Origin of the sequence: Sorangium sp. So ce117 (genome assembly GCF_051524395.1) — a bacterium.
GTDB lineage: Bacteria > Myxococcota_A > Polyangia > Polyangiales > Polyangiaceae > Sorangium > Sorangium cellulosum_B.
Genome location: NZ_CP150309.1, coordinates 5,731,164 through 5,751,679 on the forward strand (window position 1 = coordinate 5,731,164; position 20,516 = coordinate 5,751,679).

Here is a 20,516-nt window from a genome sequence, read left to right on the forward strand (position 1 = left end):
CCCGAAAAACTTCGAAAAAAGACCGGAAGAGAGCGACCAAGGCCAGCGCGGCAAGCTCGAGGCGAGCAGCCTCGACAGCGCGGACGCGGAAGGCAAAGCCTGCCGCCCGCTCAGCCGCGCGCAAGCCGAAGCGGAAGGCCGCGTCCTCTCGTCCTGCTGCGCGACGCACCGCTGCCGTAAAGGCGGCAAAGCGCCGGAAAACCACGACAAAACGGGCGACCGCCCGCAAGTCGGCGGCCCCGGCGCGGCGCAAGGCGGCGCGCGCACCGGCGCGGGCAACCCGTACGGGCACGAGGAAGAAAGCGGCGGCCGGGAGGGCGAAGAAGTCCACCCGCGCGGCCGCGAAGCGAACGAGCGCTTCCAAGACGAAGAAGGCCGCGGCCAGGACGAAGGCCAGGTCGACGCGCGCCGCCGCCAAGCTCAGGACCACCAAGGCCAGGGCGAAGGCGAGGGCGACGAAGGTCAAGGCGAGGGCGGCGAAGGCCAAGGCGACGCGGGCGAAGACGGCGAGGGCCAAGGCCACGAAGGCCAGGGTGACCCGCGCCAGGGTCGCGAAGCCGAGGGCCACGAAGGCCAGGGCCGCGAAGACCAGGGCGGTCGCCGGGCGGGCGCGGAAGGCGAAGGCCGCGAAGACGAAGGTCGCGCGGGTCAAGGCCACCAAGCCGAGGCTCGTGCGGGTCAAGGCCGCCAAGCCGAGGCTCGTCAGGAGAAAGATCGCGGCGCGCTCCGAGCGGGCGCTCGCGGCGCCGGCGGCGGAGCCGACGAAGCTCCGCAAGAAGCTGAAGCTGAGGCTCGACGACCAGCCGAAGCCCAAGGAGAAGCTGAAGCTCAAGGAGAAGCTGAAGCTCAAGGACGTGAGGGAGCAGGCCGAGCCGGGCGAGGCCGAGCGACCGCGCCGGGCGAGCGACAGGCCGTCACGCACGAGCGACAGGCCGTCGCGCACGAGCGACAGGCCGTCACGCACGAGCGACAAGCCGGTCGTCGACAAGAAGAGCGCGCGGCCGGGCGTGGCGAAGGGGAAGAGCGCCGGGGCGTCGATCGAACGCCGTCCGGGTCGCGCCCCGCTCCGGGAGGCGCCGCGGGTGGTCACCCTGCCGCTGCCGATGCTGCCGCCGCCTCGGCGCGCCACCATCGAGGAGCGCAGCGCGATCATCGAGCAGCGGTTGAGCGCGCAGTCGGAGGACTTCCGGCGGCGCTACATCGACAGCCTCGATATGTCGTGGATTTACCACGACAGCGCGCTCGAAGGGGTGGTCTACACGTTCGACGAACTGCGCGCGGCCCTCGCCGGCCCGGCGCCGCTCGTGACGGACTCGAGCCTTCAGCCGACGTACGATGACATCCGGCGGCACAAGGAGGCCATCGCGTACGTGCGCGAGCAGGGCGAGAACAAGCGGGCCCCGCTCACGCTCGACTGCATGAAGAAGCTGTACCTGATCCTCCATCCGGAGGAGGGGGACCTCAAGACGGTGAAATACCGCAAGGATATCCCCCAGCACCGGCTCTACTTCCACGAGTACGCTCCGCCGGACAAGATCGCCTACAAGGTGCGTCAGATCATCGACTGGCTGAACGACCCCGAGACGCGGAAGACGCGGAACGGCATCCGGATCGCTGCGCGCGCGCACTACGATCTGCTGCGGGTCTACCCGTTCCCGAACGACAGCGGCAAGGTCTCGAGGCTGTTCATGAACATGCTGCTGCTCCGCACGGGCCTGCCTCCGTCGATCATCCACTCGACCGAGCGGCAGCGCTACTACGAGGCGCTGAAGGGCTCGGCGACGACGGTGCTGCAGATGGTGCAAGAGTCGGTGGAAAACGCGCTCGCGAGCGTCGAGAAGCTCCTCGATGAGCATGAGACGCGGAAGCGCGCCTTCGTCAGCTGAAACGGCAGAGGGCGGTCGCGCGCGAGACCTCGTCCTGACTGGGCGAGGCGCGCGCCGACCGCCCGCGTCCGTCGCTGTCGATCCCGCAGACAAACATCGAGACGAGGGCGTCGCACCCCCGGTGAAGCGGCCGGACAAGGCGGCTCGCGGGGGTGCTTCGATGGCGGCGAAGACGCGCGCGTCGAGGTCCAAGAAGGCGACAGCGCTCGCCGACGCGGCTCGGCCGAGGCCGGCACGCGCAGCGCCGAGCACGCCTCCGGCCACCTTCGCGCGGCTGCGCGCGCTGCACCCGGACGCCCACTGCGAGCTGGATCATCGATCCTCGTTCGAGCTTCTCGTCGCGACGGTGCTCAGCGCCCAGACGACGGACGTGCTGGTCAACAAGGTGACCCCCCACCTGTTCGGCGCGTATCCCGACGCCCGCGCCCTCGCCAGCGCCGACGCCTCCGAGGTGGGCGCGCTCCTCAAGCGGCTCGGGATGGGCATGTTCAACCAGAAGGGGAAGAACATCGTGGGGCTCGCGCGAGGCCTCATCGAGCGGCACGCCGGCGAGGTGCCGAGGACGCTCGCCGAGCTCGTGAAGCTGCCTGGTGTCGGGCGCAAGACGGCGAATGTGGTGCTCGGCGTCGCCTTCGGAGCGCCGGAGGGCGTCGTGGTCGATACCCACGTGCAGCGCCTGTCGCAGCGGCTCGGGTGGACGACCAGCGACAAGCCAGAGCAGATCGAGCGCGACCTCGTGGCGCTCTTCCCGCGGCGCGACTGGGATATGCTGTCCCACACGCTGATCTTCCACGGCCGCCGGATCTGCTTCGCGAGGAAGCCAGCGTGCGGAGGCTGCGGGATCAGCGACGCGTGCCCGAGCGCGTTCCGCGCAGAGAACGTGGGGCGCAAGGCGCCACGGCGCCGCGGCGCCGCGCCGTGAGCGCCAGCCGCGCTGCGCGCAAAGTGGGTGTCGAGCGCACCGGCGGAAGGTGGGAAGCAGGCGAGCGCGGCTCATCGTCGCTCGGCGCCCAGCGAGCTGTTTATCGCGCTGGAGCCGAGGACGCGGGATAACCTTGGGCCGATGAAGGCTTCGCACATGATCCTCACCCTTGCCTGCCTCTTCACCGCGGCGTGCAGCCCTCTGGAGGACGATCTCTGCGACTACAAGTGCGACTGCGAGGGGTGCAGCGACCGCGAGTACGGCGACTGCCTCGATCGCTACGATGACAGGTACGTGGACGCCGACCGCCGCGGCTGCGTCGACCAGTACGACGCACTCCTGGAGTGCGAGGACGACACCGGGATCTGCAACCGCGACGACAAGTGGAGTACGTCCTGTAAACCCGAGAAAGACGCGCTGGATCGCTGCATCGACTAGCGCTGCCGCGCGGTCGACCTGAGCCGGCCTCCTGGCCGCCGCTCAGGTCCCGCCGCCGGGCGCGACGGCGGCGCCAGCCGTGACGGCGCCTGCGCTGCGGAAGGCCGCGACGAGCCGCTCCGACGCCGTGTAGGGGTCGACCTCGCGCCGCGCGACGGCATGCACCGCGGCCTCGAGCGCGGGACCGAGCGCGGCGACCGCGGCGTCGGTGAGCGCGTCGCGGAGCTGCACGTGCATCGCCTCTCGCAGGCGCTCCTCTCGGCGCGCAGCGCCGGCCTCGGTCCCGAACAGCCACGCCCGGTGCCCCTCCAGCTTGTCCACGAGCGCCGCCACGCCCTCGTTACGTGTGGCCACGGTCCGCGCGATCACGGGCTCCCACGGACCTTCGACGGGCTCGCCACCTGAAGAGGGCGCCCTCTGCGCGCGGGCGTGGAGCGCCGCGGCGCTGTGCCCGCGCGCCCGCCCGGAGGCCGCGGCCACCTCGCCGCCGAGCGCGATCATGAGCTCCAGATCGCGCACCGCAGCGTCGGCCCCGTCCCGGTCGGCCTTGTTCACGGCGAAGACGTCGGCGCACTCCAGGATGCCCGCCTTGATCGCCTGCACCTCGTCGCCCATCCCCGGCGCGGCGACGACCAGGGTGGTGTGCGCCATCCGGGTGACCTCGAGCTCATCCTGCCCGACGCCGACGGTCTCGACCACCACGACGTCGGCGCCCCAGGCGTCGAGCACCCGCACGACGTCCACCACCGAGCGCGACAGCCCGCCGAGCGCGCCCCGGGTCGCCAGCGACCGGATGAACACGTCGGGATCGTCGAAATGGGCCTGCATGCGGATGCGGTCGCCGAGGATCGCGCCGCCGGTGAACGGGCTCGTGGGATCGACCGCCACCACGGCGACCCGGCGACCCTGCCCCCGGAACACGCCGATCAGCCGATCGGTGAGCGTGCTCTTGCCTGCCCCCGGGTTGCCCGTCACGCCGAGGACCCAGGCGCGGCCGGTATGGGGGAAGAGATCCTTCAGGATCGCGGCATAGTCGCCGACGCGGTCGTCGACGAGCCGGCAGGCCCGCGCCGTCGCGCGCATGTCGCGGGCGAGGACCCTGTCTGCGATCGGATGCACGCGAGCGGCTTAGGCCCGGCGATGCCGGAACACAACCGGCCCGCGGGCAACACGGCGCCGGGCTACCCTGCCCCGCCGCCCGCGGTGCCGCCACCGCCACCGGTGCCGCCGCCGCCGGCCGTACCGTCGCCGCCGGCCGTGCCATCGCCGCCGGCCGCGCCGCCGCCGGCCTCACCGCCGCCTGCTCCGCCCTCCCCGCCTGCCGACGAGCCGGCGCCCCCGGCGCCGCCGGCGGCGGTGTCGAAGATCGGCCTCGTGTCGCCGCACGCGACGACGAAGAGAGCCCAGAGCACAGCGCACGAGGTGAAAACGAGAGCGCGATTCCACATGGGTACGTCCTTGCCACGAGACGCCGAGCGGCGCGCTCGCGAAATCCAGCGGCGTGCCCCTGTCATGGCGCCGCAGGCGGCTGCCGCTCGAAGCGCCGCCAGCGGCCATCGATGAGCCGCTCGTGCGGCAGGTACTGGGCCTTGTAGACCAGCCGCGAGCAGCGCTCGACGTAAAGGCCGAGGTACAGGTACCGGAGGCCCCAGGAACGGCACAGCTCGAGCTGCTTCAGGATCGAGAAGACACCGGGGCTCAGCGGCTCCAGCTCGGGCTCGTAGAACGAGTAGACCGCGGACAGCGAATCCTGCCCCCGATCCACGACGGCGACCCCGACGAGACGGCCGCCGACGCGATAGCGCATCTCGAACGTCTCGCAGCAGCTGTCCACGAGGAACGCCTCGTACCCCTCGGCGCCGAGCGGACCGTCATCGCGCATCAACCCCCGGCCGTGCTTGTGCCGGTTGTACAGGATGATCTTCTCCCGCGTGGTCACGGGCGGGCCGATCTCGACGTCCACCACCAGCTCTCCACGGCGGAGCACCCGGCGCTGCGTGCGGCCGGGGACGAAGTCACGAACGACGATCCGGATCGGCTCGCACGCGCGGCAGGAGGGGCACTGGGTGCGGTAGAGCAGCTTGCCATGGCGCCGGTTGCCCGCGACGAGCCGCTGGTCGAACTCCGCGCGCGTGAGCGGACGGATGGGCACGCGCAGCGGCATCCGCGCCTCGGCCTCAGGCAGGTACGGACAGGGGCTCACCTCGTCATGGACCGTGAGCTCGATCGGGTCCGCTCCCTCATCCAGCCGAGGGAGCTCGGCGTCCTGCCCCGCTACCGCATCTCGCTCGCTCGATGAGCCCATGTCGGTGTCGATCCGAGCGCTCGAGCCCCCCGTCGAGCTGCCGGCCACTAGATCAAGGGGATGCCTGTTGCATGGCCACGTCAAGCAAAACCCAGAGCGCCCGGGTCCCCTGTAAGCTCCGCAGCTCCGCCCGCTTGCGCCGCGCTGGCCCTTATCGCACATCTACCCATGCAAACCCACGTGCACCCCACGCATGCTGCATGCTCCGGTTTACCGGCGCTGGCGCATGAGCGATTCACGCGTCGTGCGAAGAGCCCGCGCGGCGCGCCCTTTTCGCTTGGCCCGGAGGCCAGTATGACCGCGCGCGCGACCGCGACAGGGACGTCCCTCGACCATCGAGCGCCCGAATCGCGCGACCGCCTCAAGAAAGGCCGAACGCTTTGGATCTGACAGGAAAGCAGCGCCGCCACCTCCGCGCGCTGGGGCATCACCTCGAACCGGTCGTGCAGCTCGGCAAGGCCGGCCTGACCGACGGCGTCGTCGCGGCCGTCGACGCCGCCCTGGAGCGTCACGAGCTCGTGAAGGTACGCCTGGGCACCGAGTGCCCGGACGAGCTGGACGACGTCGCCGACACCCTCTCCGGGCGGCTCCGAGCCGCCGTGGCGCAGACGCTGGGGCGGACGATCCTGCTGTACCGGCGCCACCCCAAGGAGCCGAAGATCAAGCTGCCCGCGGGCAGCTGACCGCGAACGGCCGCGCGCGGCCGCGCACCCCCACCCTGCGCGGCCTCGGGCGCCTCGAGTCCACGAGACGCTGCCGAGGCCGCCTTCCGACGTTCCGCGGCGGCGAGGCCTCGGATCGCCGAGGCCCCGAGCCTGCGTCACACGTGCCGGAGCGTGGGGCGCTCGGCCAGCAGGTGATCGAGCCAGGCGTTCGACAGCTTCTCCTGCACCGTGTTGGCCCGGAGCCTCGCGGCGAGGTTCTTGAAGTCGACGTGGTCGATGAGCTGGTCCTGGTTGAAGCACGAGAAGACCAGCGTCTCCTTGCCCGTCTCCGGGTCCACGTGCCGCTGGAGGCACTGCGCGCAGACCTCCTTCATCATGCACTGCATCGGCGAGTTGATGCTCGCGATGCCCACGTGCTTCGGATCCAGGTGCGGCGCCAGCACGCCGTGCCGCGCCTCGCGCACGGCGTTCATCATCTTGTCCGAGCCGATCGCGATGATGCGACGGACCTCCGAGAGGGCCGCCAGCTCGCCGCCGAGCTGGCGCTCGGCGTAGGCCCTCATCGCCTGGACGATGTTGCCGCGGAAGTGGTGGTCGGTCGCGCGCCGCGGCGGGATCTCGGCGCCGCCGTCCGTGCACCAGACGACCTGGTCGGTCGCCACCTCGATCTCGTCCTGCTTGAAGAGATCCTCGCCGCGCCGGTAGCCGGCGAAGTAGATCACGCGGTCGCCGCGCGCCTTCAGCGCCTTCGCGATCGAGAACAGGACGGCGTTGCCGAGCCCGCCGCCGGCGAGCAGCACGGTCTCCCCCTCGGGGATGTCCGTGGGCGTCCCGGTCGGCCCCATCACGACGACCTCCTCGCCCGGGCGCAGCGCGGCGAGCAGGCGGGAGGACGCGCCCATCTCGAGCGCGATGAGCGACAGCAGCCCCTTCTCCTTGTCGACCCACGCGCCCGTGAGCGCGAGGCCCTCCATCGCGAGCCGCGTGCCGCGGATCACGGGCGAGCGCACCTCGTAGTTCTGCAGCCGGTAGAACTGCCCGGGCTCGAACTTCCGCGCCGCCGCGGGCGCGCGCACGACCACCTCGACGATCGTCGGCGTGAGCCGCTCGACCCGCTCGACCACCGCGCCGAGGTCGTGATCGAGGCGGGCGAAGAGGTCGCGCCGCCGCGCGTCGCGCGCGGCCTGCGGCTCCTCGCCGAGCCGGGCGATGTCGTGGCGGAAGAGCGCGACGACGGACGGGTACGCGTCCTTGGCGCTCGCCATCGCCTTCACGACGCTCCCCGCGTAGTGGGGGTGGTTGTCGCCGTAGAAGCTCACCGCGTGCTCGCCGTCGTTGTAGCTCGTGAAGAAGCCCTCCCGCGGCTTGGCCGGCTCCACCTTGAGCGCGCCGCCCTCATCGACGTAGGCGCGGTGCGGCTGGAAGAACTGCCGCCACTTGTCGAACACGAACGAGCCCGGGCGCTCCTTCTCGTACGTGACGTTGGGGCTCGTCCCGGCCGCGACGCACACGGTGCGGGCAGGGATCGAGACCGCCTGCCCCGCGCTCCGCCACTTGCCGTCGACGATCTCCTGCCGATCGAAGACGAGCGAGGAGACGCACCCGCGCTCGTCGAGCACCGCCTCGATCGGGGCGAGGTTCTCGACGTAGCGGATCCCTTCCTCGAGCGACTTGGCGACCTCTTCGTGGTTCAGCCGGTACGCCGGCGAGTCGATGAGCCGCTTCCGGTAGACCAGCGAGACGCCTCCCCACGCGTCGATCAGGCCCTGGAAGCGCGGCGGGCGCCCCTCGCGCGCGGCGCGCGCGCGCTCGTCGCGGATCTCCTCCGCGTGGCGCCGCTGCTCGGCCAAAAACTCCCGCTCCTCCTCGTCGAACATCGCGAGGACGGCGGCCTCTCCGCGCTCCGCGATCAGAGCGTCGAGCCGGTCGGCCGTCTTCTCGGCCTGCACGACGTAGTACGCGGCGAGCTCCGTCGCGGTGTCGATCGCCGTGAGTCCGCCGCCGATCACCACCGCCGGCAGGCGCACCTGGAGGTTCGCGAGCGCCGAGCGCTTGTAGGCCCCGGCGAGCTGGAGCGCCATCAGGAAGTCCGACGCCTTGCGGATGCCGCGCGCGAGGTTGTTCTTGAGCGGGATGATCGTCGGGCGCCCCGCGCCCGCCGCGATCGCGACGTGGTGGAACCCGAGCCGGAAGGCGTCGTCGAGATCGATCGTCCCGCCGAACCGCACGCCGCCGTAGATCCGGAGCAGCCGCTGCCGGGCCAGCGTGACGTACAGGACGGTGAGGAAGTTCTTGTCCCATCGCACCGTGATCCCGTACTCGCTCACCCCGCCGAAGCCGAGGAGGACGCGCTCGTCGAGCTCTGTGTAGAGCCGCTTGAAATCCTTGACCGGACGCGGCGGGCGCGATTCGTCGCCCGTGAGCTCGACCGGCAGCGGCTCGATCTTCAGCCCGTCGATCGCCACGCACGCGAAGCCCTGCCGCGTGAGGTGGTGCGAAAGCGTGTAGCCGGCCGGGCCGAGGCCGACGACGAGCACGTTCTTGCCGTTGTACGGGAGCGCGTGCGGCCGCAGCGCGTCGAGCGGGTTCCAGCGCGTGAGGAACCCGTAGATCTCGAGGCCCCACGGGAGCGACAGCACGTCCGTGAGCGCCGCGGTCTCGATCTGCGGGATGTCCACCGGCTCCTGCTTCTGGAAGACGCACGCCTTCATGCAGTCGTTGCAGATGCGGTGGCCGGTGCCGGGGCACATCGGGTTGTCGAGGCAGACGAGCGCGAGCGCGGCGATCGACTCGCCCCGCCCCCGCATGGTGTGCATCTCGCTGATCTTCTCGTCGAGCGGGCAACCGTTCAGCTCGACGCCGAGCGGGTTCGCCTTGATCGCCCCGGTCTTGTTGTCGCGCAGGCCCTTCGAGCACGAGTCCTTGTCGCGATCGTGGCAGAAGAGGCAGTAGTCGACCTGGCTCTCGACCTCGCGGGGCGGCGCGCGACGGTCCGTCAGCGCGAAGCCGTCCCGGTCCCTCCGCTCGTGCTCGGGGCCGACGAGGAGCTCGGCGGAGCCCGGGCTGCCGTTCGCGCCCTTCCTCTGCAGCTGCACGAGCTCCTGGTAGTCGAGCGTGCGCGGCGCCTTCAGCGTCGGCCACCGCCGCGCCGGATCGTGCTCGTCCGCGCGGCGCGCCGCGAGCCACGCCTCGACGGCGTCGAGCGCGAGCGCCACGACCGCCCCGTCCTCGGCCTCGGTCGGCTCCGCGCCAGCGACGGCCGCCGCCGGCGCCACCCCCTCGGCGAGCGCCGGGTCCTCCCGCAGCGCCGCGCGCACCTTCGCCGCCCGCGCGCGGAGCTCGTCCGTCCACTTCGCGCCGCCGGCCTTCGCGGCCTTGCGGGCGATCTCGTCGACCTCGATCAGGGCGAGCGTCGCGCGGGCGATCGCGAGCTCCTCCGCGGCGGAGCCGCCGTCGAGCGCGCTCGCAGGCGCGCCCATGGCCGCGAGCGACCGCCGCGCCGCGTGCGCCGCCTCGACGTGCGTGCCCCGCCACGCCTTCCCCGGGTTCGGCTTGAACAGGCGCTTCTTCGAGAACTCGCGCTTGAAGTCCCAGAGCGCGCTCCGCTCGAGGGTCGCGTCAATCTGCGCCTGCGTCTCCCGCTCGACCCGGAAGAGCGTCGCCACGAAGCGGCCGACGTGGGGCGCCGCCGCGAGGAGCGCCTCGGAGACCTGCTCCGGCGTGAGCGCAGGCCGGCCCGCGCCGGCGACGGAGGCGTCCGCCTGCGCCGCGCGCAGCGAGGCCCGATAAGCGTCGAAGCGCGCGTAGGCGCCTTCGTCTGCTGCGTGGAAATACTCCTCGAACCGCTCCGTCAGCTCGGCGAGCTTCGCAGGGTCGAAGAGATCGGCGTAGCCGAAGCCAGGGAGCCCGAGCTCGAGCTCGGAGGCATCGGAGGTCGCCTGCACCCACGAAGAGAAGTCAGCCTGCACTCCAGCGTTCGCTTCCATACCCGCGGCAAATGCTTTCTAGTTCAAGGGGTTCGCTCACCCGACGAGGGCTTGCCCGCGCAGCCTCGAGAGCGACGTAAAGTAGCACCAGGTCGCACTTTCGACCTGTTGCTCGGGCAACATTCAATCGAGCTCGCCCTGCGCTGGTCAGCGCGTCGAGCAAGCAACGGCTGCACGCTCACACGTCAACCGCGTCGGTGCGCCGCGTCAGAATCCCTGCGAGACGACGCGCTCGATCGTATGCGTGGAGATGTTGCCGGCGACGACCTCTGGATCTCGCAGCAGCGCCTGGTGCAGCGGGATGTTCGTGCGGATGCCGCCGATGATGAACTCGTCGAGCGCGCACCGGAGCCTGGCGATCGCCTCGGCCCGGTTCGCGCCGTGCGCGATCACCTTCGCCACCAGCGAATCGTAGGAGCTGGGAACGCGGAACCCCCCGTACACGCCGGAATCGACGCGGATCCCGACGCCGCCGGGCGAGTGGTACTCCGTGATGAGGCCCGGCCACGGCACGAACGAGCGCGCGTCCTCGGCGTTGATCCGGCACTCGATGGCGTGGCCCCGGAAGCTCCAGGGCCGCGTGTCGGGGAGCGAGAGGCGCTCGCCCGCAGCGGCGAGGATCTGCTGCGCGACGAGATCGACGCCGGTCACCATCTCGGTGACCGGGTGCTCGACCTGGACGCGGGTGTTCATCTCCATGAAGAAGAGCTCGCCTCGCTCATCCATCAGGAACTCGAGCGTGCCCAGGCCGGTGTAGCCGGTCTCGAGGATCGCACCCCGGAGGATGTCGCCCATCCGGGAGCGCTTCTCGTTGTCCATCGCCGGGCTGGGCGACTCCTCCATCACCTTCTGGTGCCGGCGCTGGAGCGAGCACTCACGCTCGCCGAGCGTCCACACGCCCCCGTGCTGATCCGCGAGCACCTGGAACTCGATGTGGCGCGGCGCCTCGACGTAGCGCTCGAGGTAGACGTCCGGGTTCTTGAAGCCGCTCAGGGCCTCCTGCGTCGCGATCTCGAACGAGCGCTGCACCTCGCCGGCCTCGCGGACGATGCGCATGCCCCTGCCGCCGCCGCCGCCGGAGGCCTTCAGGATCACCGGATAGCCGACGCGCTCGGCCTGCTCGGCCGCGTCCGCCGCGCTCTTGAGCACGCCCGTGCCGCTGAGCATGGGGATGCCGAAGCGCTTGGCGACCTCGCGCGCGGACACCTTGTCACCCCAGGTCCGCATCGCCTCCGCGGTCGGCCCGATGAAGGTGAGGCGGCACTTCTTGCAAAGCTCGGCGAACTTCGCGTTCTCCGAGAGGAACCCGTAGCCTGGATGGATCGCGTCGGCGCCCGTGACCTCCGCCGCCGCGATGATCTGCGGGATGTTGAGGTAGCTCTTCGACGCCTCGGCCGGACCGACGCACACGGCCTCGTCCGCGAACCGGACGTGCAGCGCCGCGGCGTCCGCCTCGGAGTGGATGGCTACCGTGCGGATGCCGAGCAGGCGGCAGGCGCGGATGACACGCATCGCGATCTCGCCGCGATTGGCGATCAGGATCTTCTGGAACACGGCACCCTCGCCCGGGCAGCTCTAGCTGCCCCGCACCTTGAAGAGACGCTGCCCGAACTCGACCGGCTTGCCGTTGTCGACGAGGATCTCGACGATCGTGCCCGGAGAGTCCGCCTCGATCTCGTTCATCAGCTTCATCGCCTCGATGATGCAGAGCGCCTGCCCCACGCGGATCGCGCTGCCCACATCGACGAACGGGGGCGCATCGGGCGACGGCGATCGGTAGAACGTGCCGACGAACGGCGACGTCACATAGGAGATCCCCTCGTCGCTCGCCGCCGCCGCAGGGGCCGCTGGCGCGGCGGCCGGCGCAGGTGCCGCCGCTGGCGCCGGCGGCGGCGCGACCGGCGCGCTGTGGAGCTGGAAGGCGGCGGGCGCGAGATGCGGCGCCGCGCCCTGCGGGATGACTCCTCCGCGCGTGAGGCGAATGCGAACGTGTTCGTCCTCGAACTCGAAGTCGTTCACGTTGCGCTTCTCTAAGATGCGTACCAGCGCCCGCAACTGCTTGAGGTTGATGTTCATGGAAGGACGTTCGGCCATCGATGTTTGCCGCCTTTCAACCAGAGTGACGGCGCATGTTCAACCTCTTTCGTCGGATCGCAGCTTCTCCAGATGCCCGATCAGCCCGATCAGCCCAAGGACATACGAGCTCGGACCGAAACCCGCGACGCGCGCCATGCACGCAGGCGCGATGCGGGAGCGACGGCGGAACGGCTCACGGCCGTCCGGGTTGGAGATGTGCACCTCGACGGTAGGAAGCGCGCTCGCGCGGATCGCGTCATAGAGCGCGATGGAGGTGTGCGTGTAGGCACCGGCGTTGAGGAGGATGCCGTGAAAGCCGCGATCGCCAGCGTGGCTGATCGCGGTCACGAGCTCTCCCTCGCAGTTCGATTGCATGCACGACACCGAGGCGCCGCGGGCCTTCGCGGCCTCCTCGACGGCGCGGTGAACGTCATCCAGCGTGGCCGTGCCGTAGATCGCTGGCTCGCGCTTGCCCAGTCGATCGAGGTTCGGCCCGGAGATGACCGAGATGCTGAAGCCGCTCAGGCGAGCTCCTTCAGCAGCACCGGCACCTTGGTGCGCAGGAGGTACCGGGCCTTGCCGATGTTCGCGTCGGGCGTCATCGAGAAGGCCACGAAGTACGAGTTGTTCACGACGCGGATCAGGGTGGTGACCTTCTCCGCCTGGATCGCGATCTCGGCGGCGTTGCCCGCGTCGAGCATCTCGGCGGCGCGCTGGATCGACTTCAACACGACGCTGAACTCCGCGCCGATGGTGGTGATGTCGAACGCGGCCCCCGGCTTGGAGTAGCTGTCGACCGGGATCCCCTCGAAATCCATGAGAAGGGTCGCGATGCCGCCCTCGGTGTTCTCTACGACTTCCTTCAGCACGGCCTGGAACATGCGCCGAGATTACCCAAGCGCGGCACGATCGGGAAAACAAACGAACCTGGCCCGGCATCTCGCGCCGCAGCCCGGGAGAGCCGGCGCTCCTCTTCGTCGCCCGACCCGCTCGGCCTCGCGCGCCCGAGCCGATGACAGCCGGCCGCACGCGGCCTGCCCGGTGGCGACCGGGCGCGCGCGGCAGCTCCTCGAAAGCTCGTGCCGGCCGCCTGCCATCGTGGACCAGCGCGGCAGATGCAACGGACGCAACGGGCGCAACGGGCACAACGACGCGACAGACGAAGCGCGGCGAAACGTTGGACCGGGCGGGCGCTTTGCCTCTTGCATCCTGGTCCCAGCCGGGCGATTCCCGCCCCTGGGGGCCCGCTCCAAAGCACGCCTTGACCCTCGTCCAGGCGAGCGGCTAACGTGCGGCCGTTCTTTCGCCTCGCGGCAAGGTCCGGAGGCGGATCCCACCGGCGCGTCTCGCCGGGGGGCCGACGTCAAACGTGGTCGGGAGCGGCGTGCGCCGCATCCGCCATCTCATCAAGAAAAACAAGGACGGCCCAACATCTATGCGTGCTCGAGCCGGGGATCCCCCCCGCACGATGCCCCAGAAGATCCTCGCCGGGCGGGCGACGGATCCTCAGCTGCGCGGTGATCTCGTCCAGGTCAAGGTCGACCAGGTGATCCTCTCCAGGGCGCCGTCGCGCGCGCTGGCCGAGGCCATCGCCACGGGCATGAAGAAGACGCCGGTCGAGGTCGCCGTCGCCTACGACGGCACCTGCGTGGCCGACGCGAGCTCGCTCGCGGATATCGACGAGGGCAGCCCGCACTCGGTGTCGCCCGAGTTCCCGACCTACAACATCCCGATCGCGCGGCCCGGCATCGGGTTCCCTGCGCCCGTTCACCTGGAGCGCTTCGCGGCGCCGGCGCGGCTCGCGCTCACGGACGACCCGCGCCTCACGACCGTCGGCGGCATCGGCATGCTGTCGCTCGTCGTCTCGCCGAGCCAGCTCGGGCAGGCGCTCGCCACGGGCTCGGTCTGGCTCCGGCCGCCGCGCAGCGTGCAGATCCACCTCTCGGGCAGGGTCCGGCCCTTCGTCTGCGCGCGGGACGTCGCCCTCGAGCTGCTCCGCAGGAACCTCGACGAGGTGGTGCGCCGCATCGAGGGCGAGCACCACGCGCCGGTGATCCTCGAGTTCGCCGGGCCGAGCGCGCGGCTCCTCTCCGTGGGCGACCGCGCGGTGCTCTGCGGCATCGCGCCCCAGGTCGGCGCGGCGGCGGCGCTGTTCGTGAGCGACGAGAAGACGGAGGTCTTCCTCCGCGATCAGCGCAGGTCGAAGGCCCACCGCGCGCTCGTGCCGGACCCGGGCGCGCCGTGCGAGGAGGTCGTCTCGATCGATCTCGGCACGGTCGATCCGCTCCTCATGGACGAGGAGGGCGTGGTCCGGCCCGTCCGCGATCTCGCCGGCAAGCCCGTGGCGCAGGTCGTCCTCGGGGGCGACTCCGGCGTGACGTTGCGCGACATGCTCGCGGCGGCGCTGCTGCTCAAGTCGAAGCGCGTCCCGTCGCGGCTCGACCTGCTCGTCGCGCCGCCGTCGCGGCAGGTGCTCGAGGTGCTCGCGCAGTCGGGCGCGCTCGTCGATCTCGTCGCGACGGGCGCGCGCATCGTCGAGCCGGACAGGCGCGTCGTCACGTCGGAGATCTACCCGCCGCCGCCCGGCAGCCTGTCGCTGCGCACCGCGGATCCGGAGCCGCGCATCGCCGGGGCGCCGTCGTTCGTCGTGGCCTCGGCGGAGACCCTGGCCTACGCGGTGGCCACGGGCGCGGTCGGCGATCCGCGGTCGTTCAAGCGGCCGGTGCGGGTGACCGTGCCGCGGGCGCTGCCGACCGACGACGTGCTGATCCTCCGCGACAAGAAGGGGGAGCAGGTGAGCACGAAGAAGCCGCCGCCGGCGCCCGCGGCGGTGCCGTGGAAGGGGCCGCTGACGCTCGACGTGCTCGCCGGCGTGCCGAAGGTGAACGGGCACGCCGCGGTCGGGGCGCGCGGGCGCGCCGCCCCTGCGCCGGTCGAGGCGCCCGCGGCGGCCGCCGCGGACCCGCAGGGGCAGGCAGCGCCGGCCGAGGGCAAGGCGGCCGGCGGCGTGGCGCTCGTCCTGTCGACGCTCGACGAGGTGCGGGCGGTCGCGGAGCGCGCGACCGATCTCTCGACGGTGCGCGCGGTGGTCGCGCCCTTCGTCCCGAGCACCGCGGTGTCGGCGTTCGCGAGCGAGGGGATCGCCACGTTCCTCGTCGGCACGGAGGCCCTCGGCAGCATCAAGGACCAGAAGAGCGTGGAGCTCCCCGCCCCCGCGCAGTGGGGCGATCGCGTCGCGGCGATCTTCGGGAGCGAGCGCGTCGAGATCGCCTGGCTCGCGACCGGTATGGAGCGGAGCTGGACGCACGCAGGCACCTTGCGGCAGCCGCCCAGCGCGGGCAAACCAGCGAGGTAGCCGGGCCGGGATCCCGGTGGCGAGGCAGCCTCCCGCAGGAGCGGGGAGCCGCCTTCCACCGGGAACCGGGGAGCCGGACAGCAGCGCTCAGGGAGCCGCGCGCACCGGGGCCAGCGGGGCGAGTAGCTTGATCTCGTTCGTGAGATCGCGGAAGCGGATCTGCTGCTCGTTGATCTGCATCTCGAGGACGATGACGCGCTTCGTGATCTCGTCGAGGCGCGCCGACGCCTTCGCGAGCCGATCGGTGAGGTCGCGGCGGAGCTCGTCGGCGGTCTTGTTCTTCTCGATGGCCCTGAGGTTCTGGCGGAGCTCGTGGCTCTGCTGCTCGAGGCGCTGCTGCTCGGCGAGGATCCTGTCGCGCTCGTCGATCGCCGGGCGGAGCTTGCCCCGGATGTCCCAGGCCTGACCGAGCTGCTTGGCCACGGCCGCGTCGGCGCGCGGGTCCTTCAGGTAGCCTTGAACCGCGTCGTCGGCGAGCTGGTCGAGCCAGTCGATCTGCTGCCGGAAGAGCCGTCGCTCGTCCACGTCGAGCACCGCCGTCCCCCGCCGCGGCACGTCGATCGGCACGAGCGCGCTGCCCGTGCCGACGTTGTCCTCCGTGCCCTTCGGGGGCGCGTGCAGGCGCGTCCCGTGCAAGCGGGGGTGCTTCACGAGCGTCCTCGCCGCGAGGTCGCCGCCGTTGCGGACGGCGTACTTCGTGTGCGTGACCCAGTCGCGCTCGATCTCGAGCGCGCCGCCCTCGATCTTCGCGAGGCGCGCGCCCTCCGCGTTCTCCTCGCGCGTCGTGTCGACGGCGAGGCCCCGCTCCAGCGCGAACGGCACCGTCGTCGTGGCCCCCGGCGGCAGCGGCTCGACCATGCCCTGGCCCAGGAACGCGCCGTTCTCGAAGACGGCGATGGGTCCGCGCTCCAGCAGCCCCTTCGTGTCGTTCGTGAAGCGCGCCACCCGGAACGGGTGGGAGCTCGACGCGGGCACGCCGCCGTCGGGCGCGAACAGGAAGATCGACTCGCCGGGCACCTGCCTGGCCAGGAGCAGGACCATCGTCGCGCTCTTGTCGGGGATGTCGACAGGGAACGGGATGTCGTAGCGGGTCGTGCCCGCCTCCATCGCGACCGCGGCAAGCGCGCTCATGTTGCGCGGCGGAGAGGGGTTCATCACCATGGGCGGCGGCGCCTGCGCCCCCGCCGGCGCTGACCGCTTCAACTGCGGCCCCGCGTGCTGCCCGACGGCGCGCGCCTCGTCGCGGTCGCTCAGCCTCGGCATCGGCTTCGCGGCGGGCGCCGTGGCAGCCGCGCTCGGCCTCGTGGACCGCAGCTTGCCGCCGCCCTTCTCCATTTCGGCCTGGACCTCGTCGGCGAACGCGTACCCCTCGCCGTCGTCGCCCGGCGCCGCGGGCGCCGGCGCGACGGGCGGCGGCGGCGGCGCGGCCTCGGCGGCCAGCGTCGTCTCGCTCGTCGGCACGGACGCGATCACCTCGCCCTGATCGCTGACGACAGGGCGCGGCGGGATCGCCGCCTGGTCGAGCGTCGCCTGGAACGCGAGCGGCGCGCCCGCCACGAGCGACAGCTTCACCCCCTTCCAGTCCTCGCCAGAGAGGTTCTGCACGATGCCCCACGCCTGGAGGTGCGCCTGCTTCGAGTCCGCGCGCGGCGCTGCGCCCTGCGCCCCGCCCGCCCCCATCACGAGCCGGTACGACGGCCTCCACACCGGCGTCTCCGCCACGTAGCCGACCACGAGATCGTGCTCCCGCCCGTCGAGGGTGAGCTTCACCTTCTCGTGCTCGTCGTCGCGCTGCTTCTCCCTCGCCGCCGCGCCCTTGTGCTTCGGCGGCGGCGGCGTCACCTCGGGCCCGAGCTCATCCGGCGCCTCGTCCTCGCCGGATCCGTCGTCGACCTCGACCGGGAACGACGCGCTCCGGACGCTGCTGCCGCCGGCCTCGATGACGGCGAGCGTCGCGAGGAAGTCGCCGACCTTCTCCTTGCGGACCCGGAAGGTCACCTGATCGGCGTCGATGAGCCCTCGGCGCTCGAAATACGCGACGCCGTTCCTGTAGATGACCACGCGCCGCAGCGCGAGCCCCGAGGCGTCCACATCGGGGCCGCGCGCGCAACCGGCGAGCAGCGTGAGAGCGAGGAGCAGGCCGGAGCCCGCCCGCGCGACGTCGTTCCGTCTCATGAATGTCCCTGGGTTTCGCTTGCGTCAGCTGTCGGAGGGCGCCGCCGAGGCGCGGCGCCAGTCGGGCGGCAGGTCGAGAAAGCCCTCGTTGCAGAGGAACTCGTAGAGCCCCTCGCAGACCTCGCCGCAGATCATGCTGAAGAGGTGGGGATCGGTGATGAAGAGGATCGTCTCGTCGCGCTCGGCGCCCGCGGTGTCGGCGAGCTGGGCGACCAGCTCGTCCTCGGCGAAGCCGACGAGCATCACCATGAGGTGGCGCTCGAACGCGGCGCGGAAGCGAGGGAACGCCTCGCTCGTCAGCTTGTACGCGTATGCCCTGCCCTCGAACGTCCGCGCGTCCTGCACGACCCGCGCGGAGATCTCGCCGAGGCTCTGGGCGAGCTGCACGCTGAAGAAGTCGACGAGCACGGCGTGGACCACCGAGACGATGCGCCTGAGCTCGCTGGATCGGCGCGCGAGGAAGGCGTCCTGCATGTCCTTCGTCAGCTTCGCGAGCAGCTCGAACGACTGCTCCCGCGCGTCCTCGGACGCGAACTCGAAGCCGTCGAGCTCGACCTCGATCCGGTTCTTGTAGCGGGTCAGCACGTAGAAGAGCGCCTGCTCGCCGTGGTGGATCACCTTCGGCGCGCCGTCGCGGCCGCGCGTCTTCTCGTGGAGCTCGGACTGGAAGAACAGGCGGGCGAGGTTCCTGTGGATCTTCTTGAGCCGCCGCTCGACGAGCAGCGAGATGCCGTCCTCGCGGATGACCCGCTCGAGCAGGGCGCAGAGGGTCTTCTCGTGCGCGTCGCGGATCGCGTCGCGGTTCTTCGCCCCGCGATCCGCGGCGCCCGCCGACGCCTGGATCACCTTCAGCTGGGCGACGACCTGCGCGGTGACCGCGTCGAGCTCGGGGTTGGTCTCGAGATCGGCGCGGTAGTGGACGATGCGCGCCTGCATCTGCTCCTCGAGCAGGCCGAGCGCCATCTCGGTGATGTGGTCCTTCAGCGCCTGGCTGACGTGCTCGCCGACGCGCCGCGGCGCGTCGGGCGGGAGCGGCCTCGGCGGCTCGTGCGCCGGCCTCCCCCCCGGTTGCGATCGGCCCGAGGGCGGCAGCGGCGGAGGGTTCCGAGGGACCGGGGCCATGACCCGACAGCATAGCGGAACTCGCCCGTGGTGTGCGCTTTTGGCGGAGCGGCGCGAGTCGGAGTAAGACGGCGGCCATGCACGCGGCCATGCACACGCTCGCTTCACCCATGTGCGCCTTGGGACCGGAAGGCCCTCGGGCGCCCTCCTCGCCGGCCCTCTCGTCCATGGCGCCCCCGCGCCTGGCCCGCCGGCGCCTCGCGGCGGCGCTCGCGCTCGCGCTCGCCAGCGCCGGAGCGGGATGCTCTCGCGACGGCGACGGCCAGCCGCCGCCCGCGCGCACGCCGGAGCCCGCGGCACGGCAGGAGCCCGCGGCGGCGGCGCCGGCCGCCACGACAGAGACCGCCGGGACGACCGCCGCGACGGACAGGAAGGACGGCGCCGCCGGGGCGCCGGCAGGGCAGCGCGAGAGGTTGAACGTCCTCGTTGTCTCGATCGACAGCCTGCGCGCGGACATGCCGTGGAACGGCTACGAGCGCGACATCGCGCCCGTGCTCACCGCGTTCGAGAAGAAGTCGGTCAGCTACACCCGCCACTACGCGATCTCGTCGTACACCTCGATGAGCGTCGGCGGCTTCCTCGCCGGGCGGTACCCGAGCGAGGTCGATCGCAGCGGCTACTTCTTCGGCAACTACCCCGACAGCGTCCTCATGTTCCCGGAGCTCCTGCAGAAGGCCGGGGTGCGGACGATGAGCGCGCACGCGCACTTCTACTTCGACCAGAAGGCGGGCTTCCGTCAGGGCTTCGACGTGTACGAGATCGTGCCAGGGCTCTCGGCCGACAACACGACCGACCGGAACGTCACGAGCCCTGGGCACCTCGAGCTCGCGATGAAGATGCTCTCCGACAAGGCGAACACCTCGGGCACCTTCTTCGCGTACTTCCATTTCCTCGATCCGCACGACGTGTACATGACGCACGAGGGGATCCCGACGTTCGGCAAGCGCGCCCGCGACAAGTACGACGGGGAGGTCAGGTTCACCGACATGCACGTCGGCAAGCTGCTCGACTTCGTCGCGCAGCAGCCGTGGGGCAAGGACACGGCGATCATCGTGACCGCGGACCACGGCGAGGCGTTCGGCGAGCACAAGATGTTCCGCCACGGCTTCGAGGTGTGGGACGTGCTCACCCACGTGCCGCTGATGATCCAGGCGCCCGGGATCACCCCGCGCCGGATCGACGTGCCTCGCAGCTCGATCGACCTGGCGCCGACGATCCTGGAGCTGACCGGCGCGCCGGCGGAGCCGTCCTTCCCGGGCAAGAGCCTGGTGCCCGAGCTCCACGGCGCGACGCCGGAGCCGCGCGACGTCATCGTCGACCTTCCGCGCACGAGCGACAACGACCGGCGCAGGGCGCTCATCCACGGGCAGTACAAGCTCATCGCGTACGGCGACGACGACGCGTTCGACCTCTTCGACCTCGTCGCGGATCCCGGGGAGACGAAGGATCTCAAGCGAACGCAGGCGCCGGTCTTCGAGGAGATGAAGGCGCTCTACAAGGAGCGCTCCGCGGCCATCAAGGACGTGTGCCCGAAGAACACGGCGAAGCTCAAGGGGAAGAAGAGCAACAAGCGGTGCTAGCGCGCG

Annotated in this window: 16 protein-coding genes; 6 read left to right on the forward strand and 10 right to left on the reverse strand. The window is 71.2% G+C overall.

All coding sequences use genetic code 11. From position 1 onward, the window contains the following. The first annotated feature begins 533 nt into the window (after positions 1–533). The 3 genes from WMF46_RS21405 (at position 534) to WMF46_RS21415 (ending at position 3,246) form a co-directional block, all read left to right on the forward strand. Complete coding sequence (locus WMF46_RS21405; RefSeq protein WP_437987281.1) at positions 534–1,886, forward strand: Fic family protein; 1,353 nt, start codon at positions 534–536, stop codon at positions 1,884–1,886. Between the two features lie 160 nt (positions 1,887–2,046). Continuing rightward, positions 2,047–2,808 carry an endonuclease III gene (gene nth / locus WMF46_RS21410; protein ID WP_437987282.1) on the forward strand — a complete coding sequence of 254 codons (762 nt, stop codon included), beginning with the start codon at positions 2,047–2,049 and terminating at the stop codon, positions 2,806–2,808. Positions 2,809–2,964: 156 nt separating this feature from the next. Next, complete coding sequence (locus tag WMF46_RS21415; RefSeq protein ID WP_437718824.1) at positions 2,965–3,246, forward strand: hypothetical protein; 282 nt, start codon at positions 2,965–2,967, stop codon at positions 3,244–3,246. 42 nt (positions 3,247–3,288) lie between these two features. Here WMF46_RS21415 and meaB read toward each other — a convergent pair whose 3' ends face one another. The 3 genes from meaB to WMF46_RS21430 form a co-directional block, all read right to left on the reverse strand. Beyond that, on the reverse strand, positions 3,289–4,365 hold the full coding sequence (gene meaB / locus WMF46_RS21420; RefSeq protein ID WP_437987283.1) for a methylmalonyl Co-A mutase-associated GTPase MeaB: 1,077 nt from the start codon (positions 4,363–4,365) through the stop codon (positions 3,289–3,291). Between the two features lie 62 nt (positions 4,366–4,427). After that, a complete protein-coding gene (locus WMF46_RS21425) occupies positions 4,428–4,694 on the reverse strand; it encodes a hypothetical protein (protein ID WP_437987284.1) in 267 nt (88 codons plus the stop codon). A 62-nt stretch (positions 4,695–4,756) separates the two neighbouring features. Continuing rightward, positions 4,757–5,551 carry an arginyltransferase gene (locus WMF46_RS21430; protein WP_437987285.1) on the reverse strand — a complete coding sequence of 265 codons (795 nt, stop codon included), beginning with the start codon at positions 5,549–5,551 and terminating at the stop codon, positions 4,757–4,759. Between the two features lie 380 nt (positions 5,552–5,931). Between WMF46_RS21430 and yhbY the strand changes: the two genes are divergently transcribed. After that, entirely contained in the window at positions 5,932–6,234 is a 303-nt protein-coding gene (gene yhbY, locus WMF46_RS21435) for a ribosome assembly RNA-binding protein YhbY (protein WP_437554472.1), read from the forward strand. Between the two features lie 137 nt (positions 6,235–6,371). On the opposite strand, the gene WMF46_RS21440 is transcribed toward yhbY, so the two are convergent. From WMF46_RS21440 to WMF46_RS21460, 5 genes are all read right to left on the reverse strand, one after another. Then, a complete protein-coding gene (locus WMF46_RS21440; RefSeq protein ID WP_437987286.1) occupies positions 6,372–10,202 on the reverse strand; it encodes an FAD-dependent oxidoreductase in 3,831 nt (1,276 codons plus the stop codon). A 207-nt stretch (positions 10,203–10,409) separates the two neighbouring features. Continuing rightward, on the reverse strand, positions 10,410–11,756 hold the full coding sequence (gene accC / locus WMF46_RS21445; RefSeq protein ID WP_437554476.1) for an acetyl-CoA carboxylase biotin carboxylase subunit: 1,347 nt from the start codon (positions 11,754–11,756) through the stop codon (positions 10,410–10,412). A 21-nt stretch (positions 11,757–11,777) separates the two neighbouring features. Next, positions 11,778–12,296, reverse strand: a complete 519-nt coding sequence (accB, locus tag WMF46_RS21450) for an acetyl-CoA carboxylase biotin carboxyl carrier protein (RefSeq protein WP_437987287.1) — start codon at positions 12,294–12,296, stop codon at positions 11,778–11,780. 39 nt (positions 12,297–12,335) lie between these two features. Then, positions 12,336–12,803 (reverse strand): type II 3-dehydroquinate dehydratase, encoded by a 468-nt coding sequence (locus WMF46_RS21455; protein ID WP_437301589.1) that lies wholly within the window; start codon positions 12,801–12,803, stop codon positions 12,336–12,338. Then, positions 12,800–13,147: a roadblock/LC7 domain-containing protein gene (locus WMF46_RS21460; protein ID WP_272099801.1), complete on the reverse strand. Its 348-nt coding sequence runs from the start codon at positions 13,145–13,147 to the stop codon at positions 12,800–12,802. The genes WMF46_RS21455 and WMF46_RS21460 overlap by 4 nt, the downstream gene beginning before the upstream one ends. A gap of 599 nt (positions 13,148–13,746) precedes the next feature. On the opposite strand from WMF46_RS21460, the gene WMF46_RS21465 reads away from it, so the two are divergent. Then, positions 13,747–15,633: an aconitase family protein gene (locus WMF46_RS21465; protein ID WP_437987288.1), complete on the forward strand. Its 1,887-nt coding sequence runs from the start codon at positions 13,747–13,749 to the stop codon at positions 15,631–15,633. A gap of 87 nt (positions 15,634–15,720) precedes the next feature. Here the strand turns inward: WMF46_RS21465 and WMF46_RS21470 are convergent, their stop codons facing one another. Both WMF46_RS21470 and WMF46_RS21475 read right to left on the reverse strand, forming a co-directional pair. Further along, positions 15,721–17,808: a hypothetical protein gene (locus tag WMF46_RS21470; RefSeq protein WP_437987289.1), complete on the reverse strand. Its 2,088-nt coding sequence runs from the start codon at positions 17,806–17,808 to the stop codon at positions 15,721–15,723. 24 nt (positions 17,809–17,832) lie between these two features. Further along, positions 17,833–18,930: a hypothetical protein gene (locus tag WMF46_RS21475; RefSeq protein WP_437987290.1), complete on the reverse strand. Its 1,098-nt coding sequence runs from the start codon at positions 18,928–18,930 to the stop codon at positions 17,833–17,835. 167 nt (positions 18,931–19,097) lie between these two features. Here WMF46_RS21475 and WMF46_RS21480 point away from each other — a divergent pair, with 167 nt between their 5' ends. Beyond that, complete coding sequence (locus WMF46_RS21480; protein WP_437987291.1) at positions 19,098–20,510, forward strand: sulfatase; 1,413 nt, start codon at positions 19,098–19,100, stop codon at positions 20,508–20,510. Positions 20,511–20,516 lie beyond the last annotated feature (6 nt).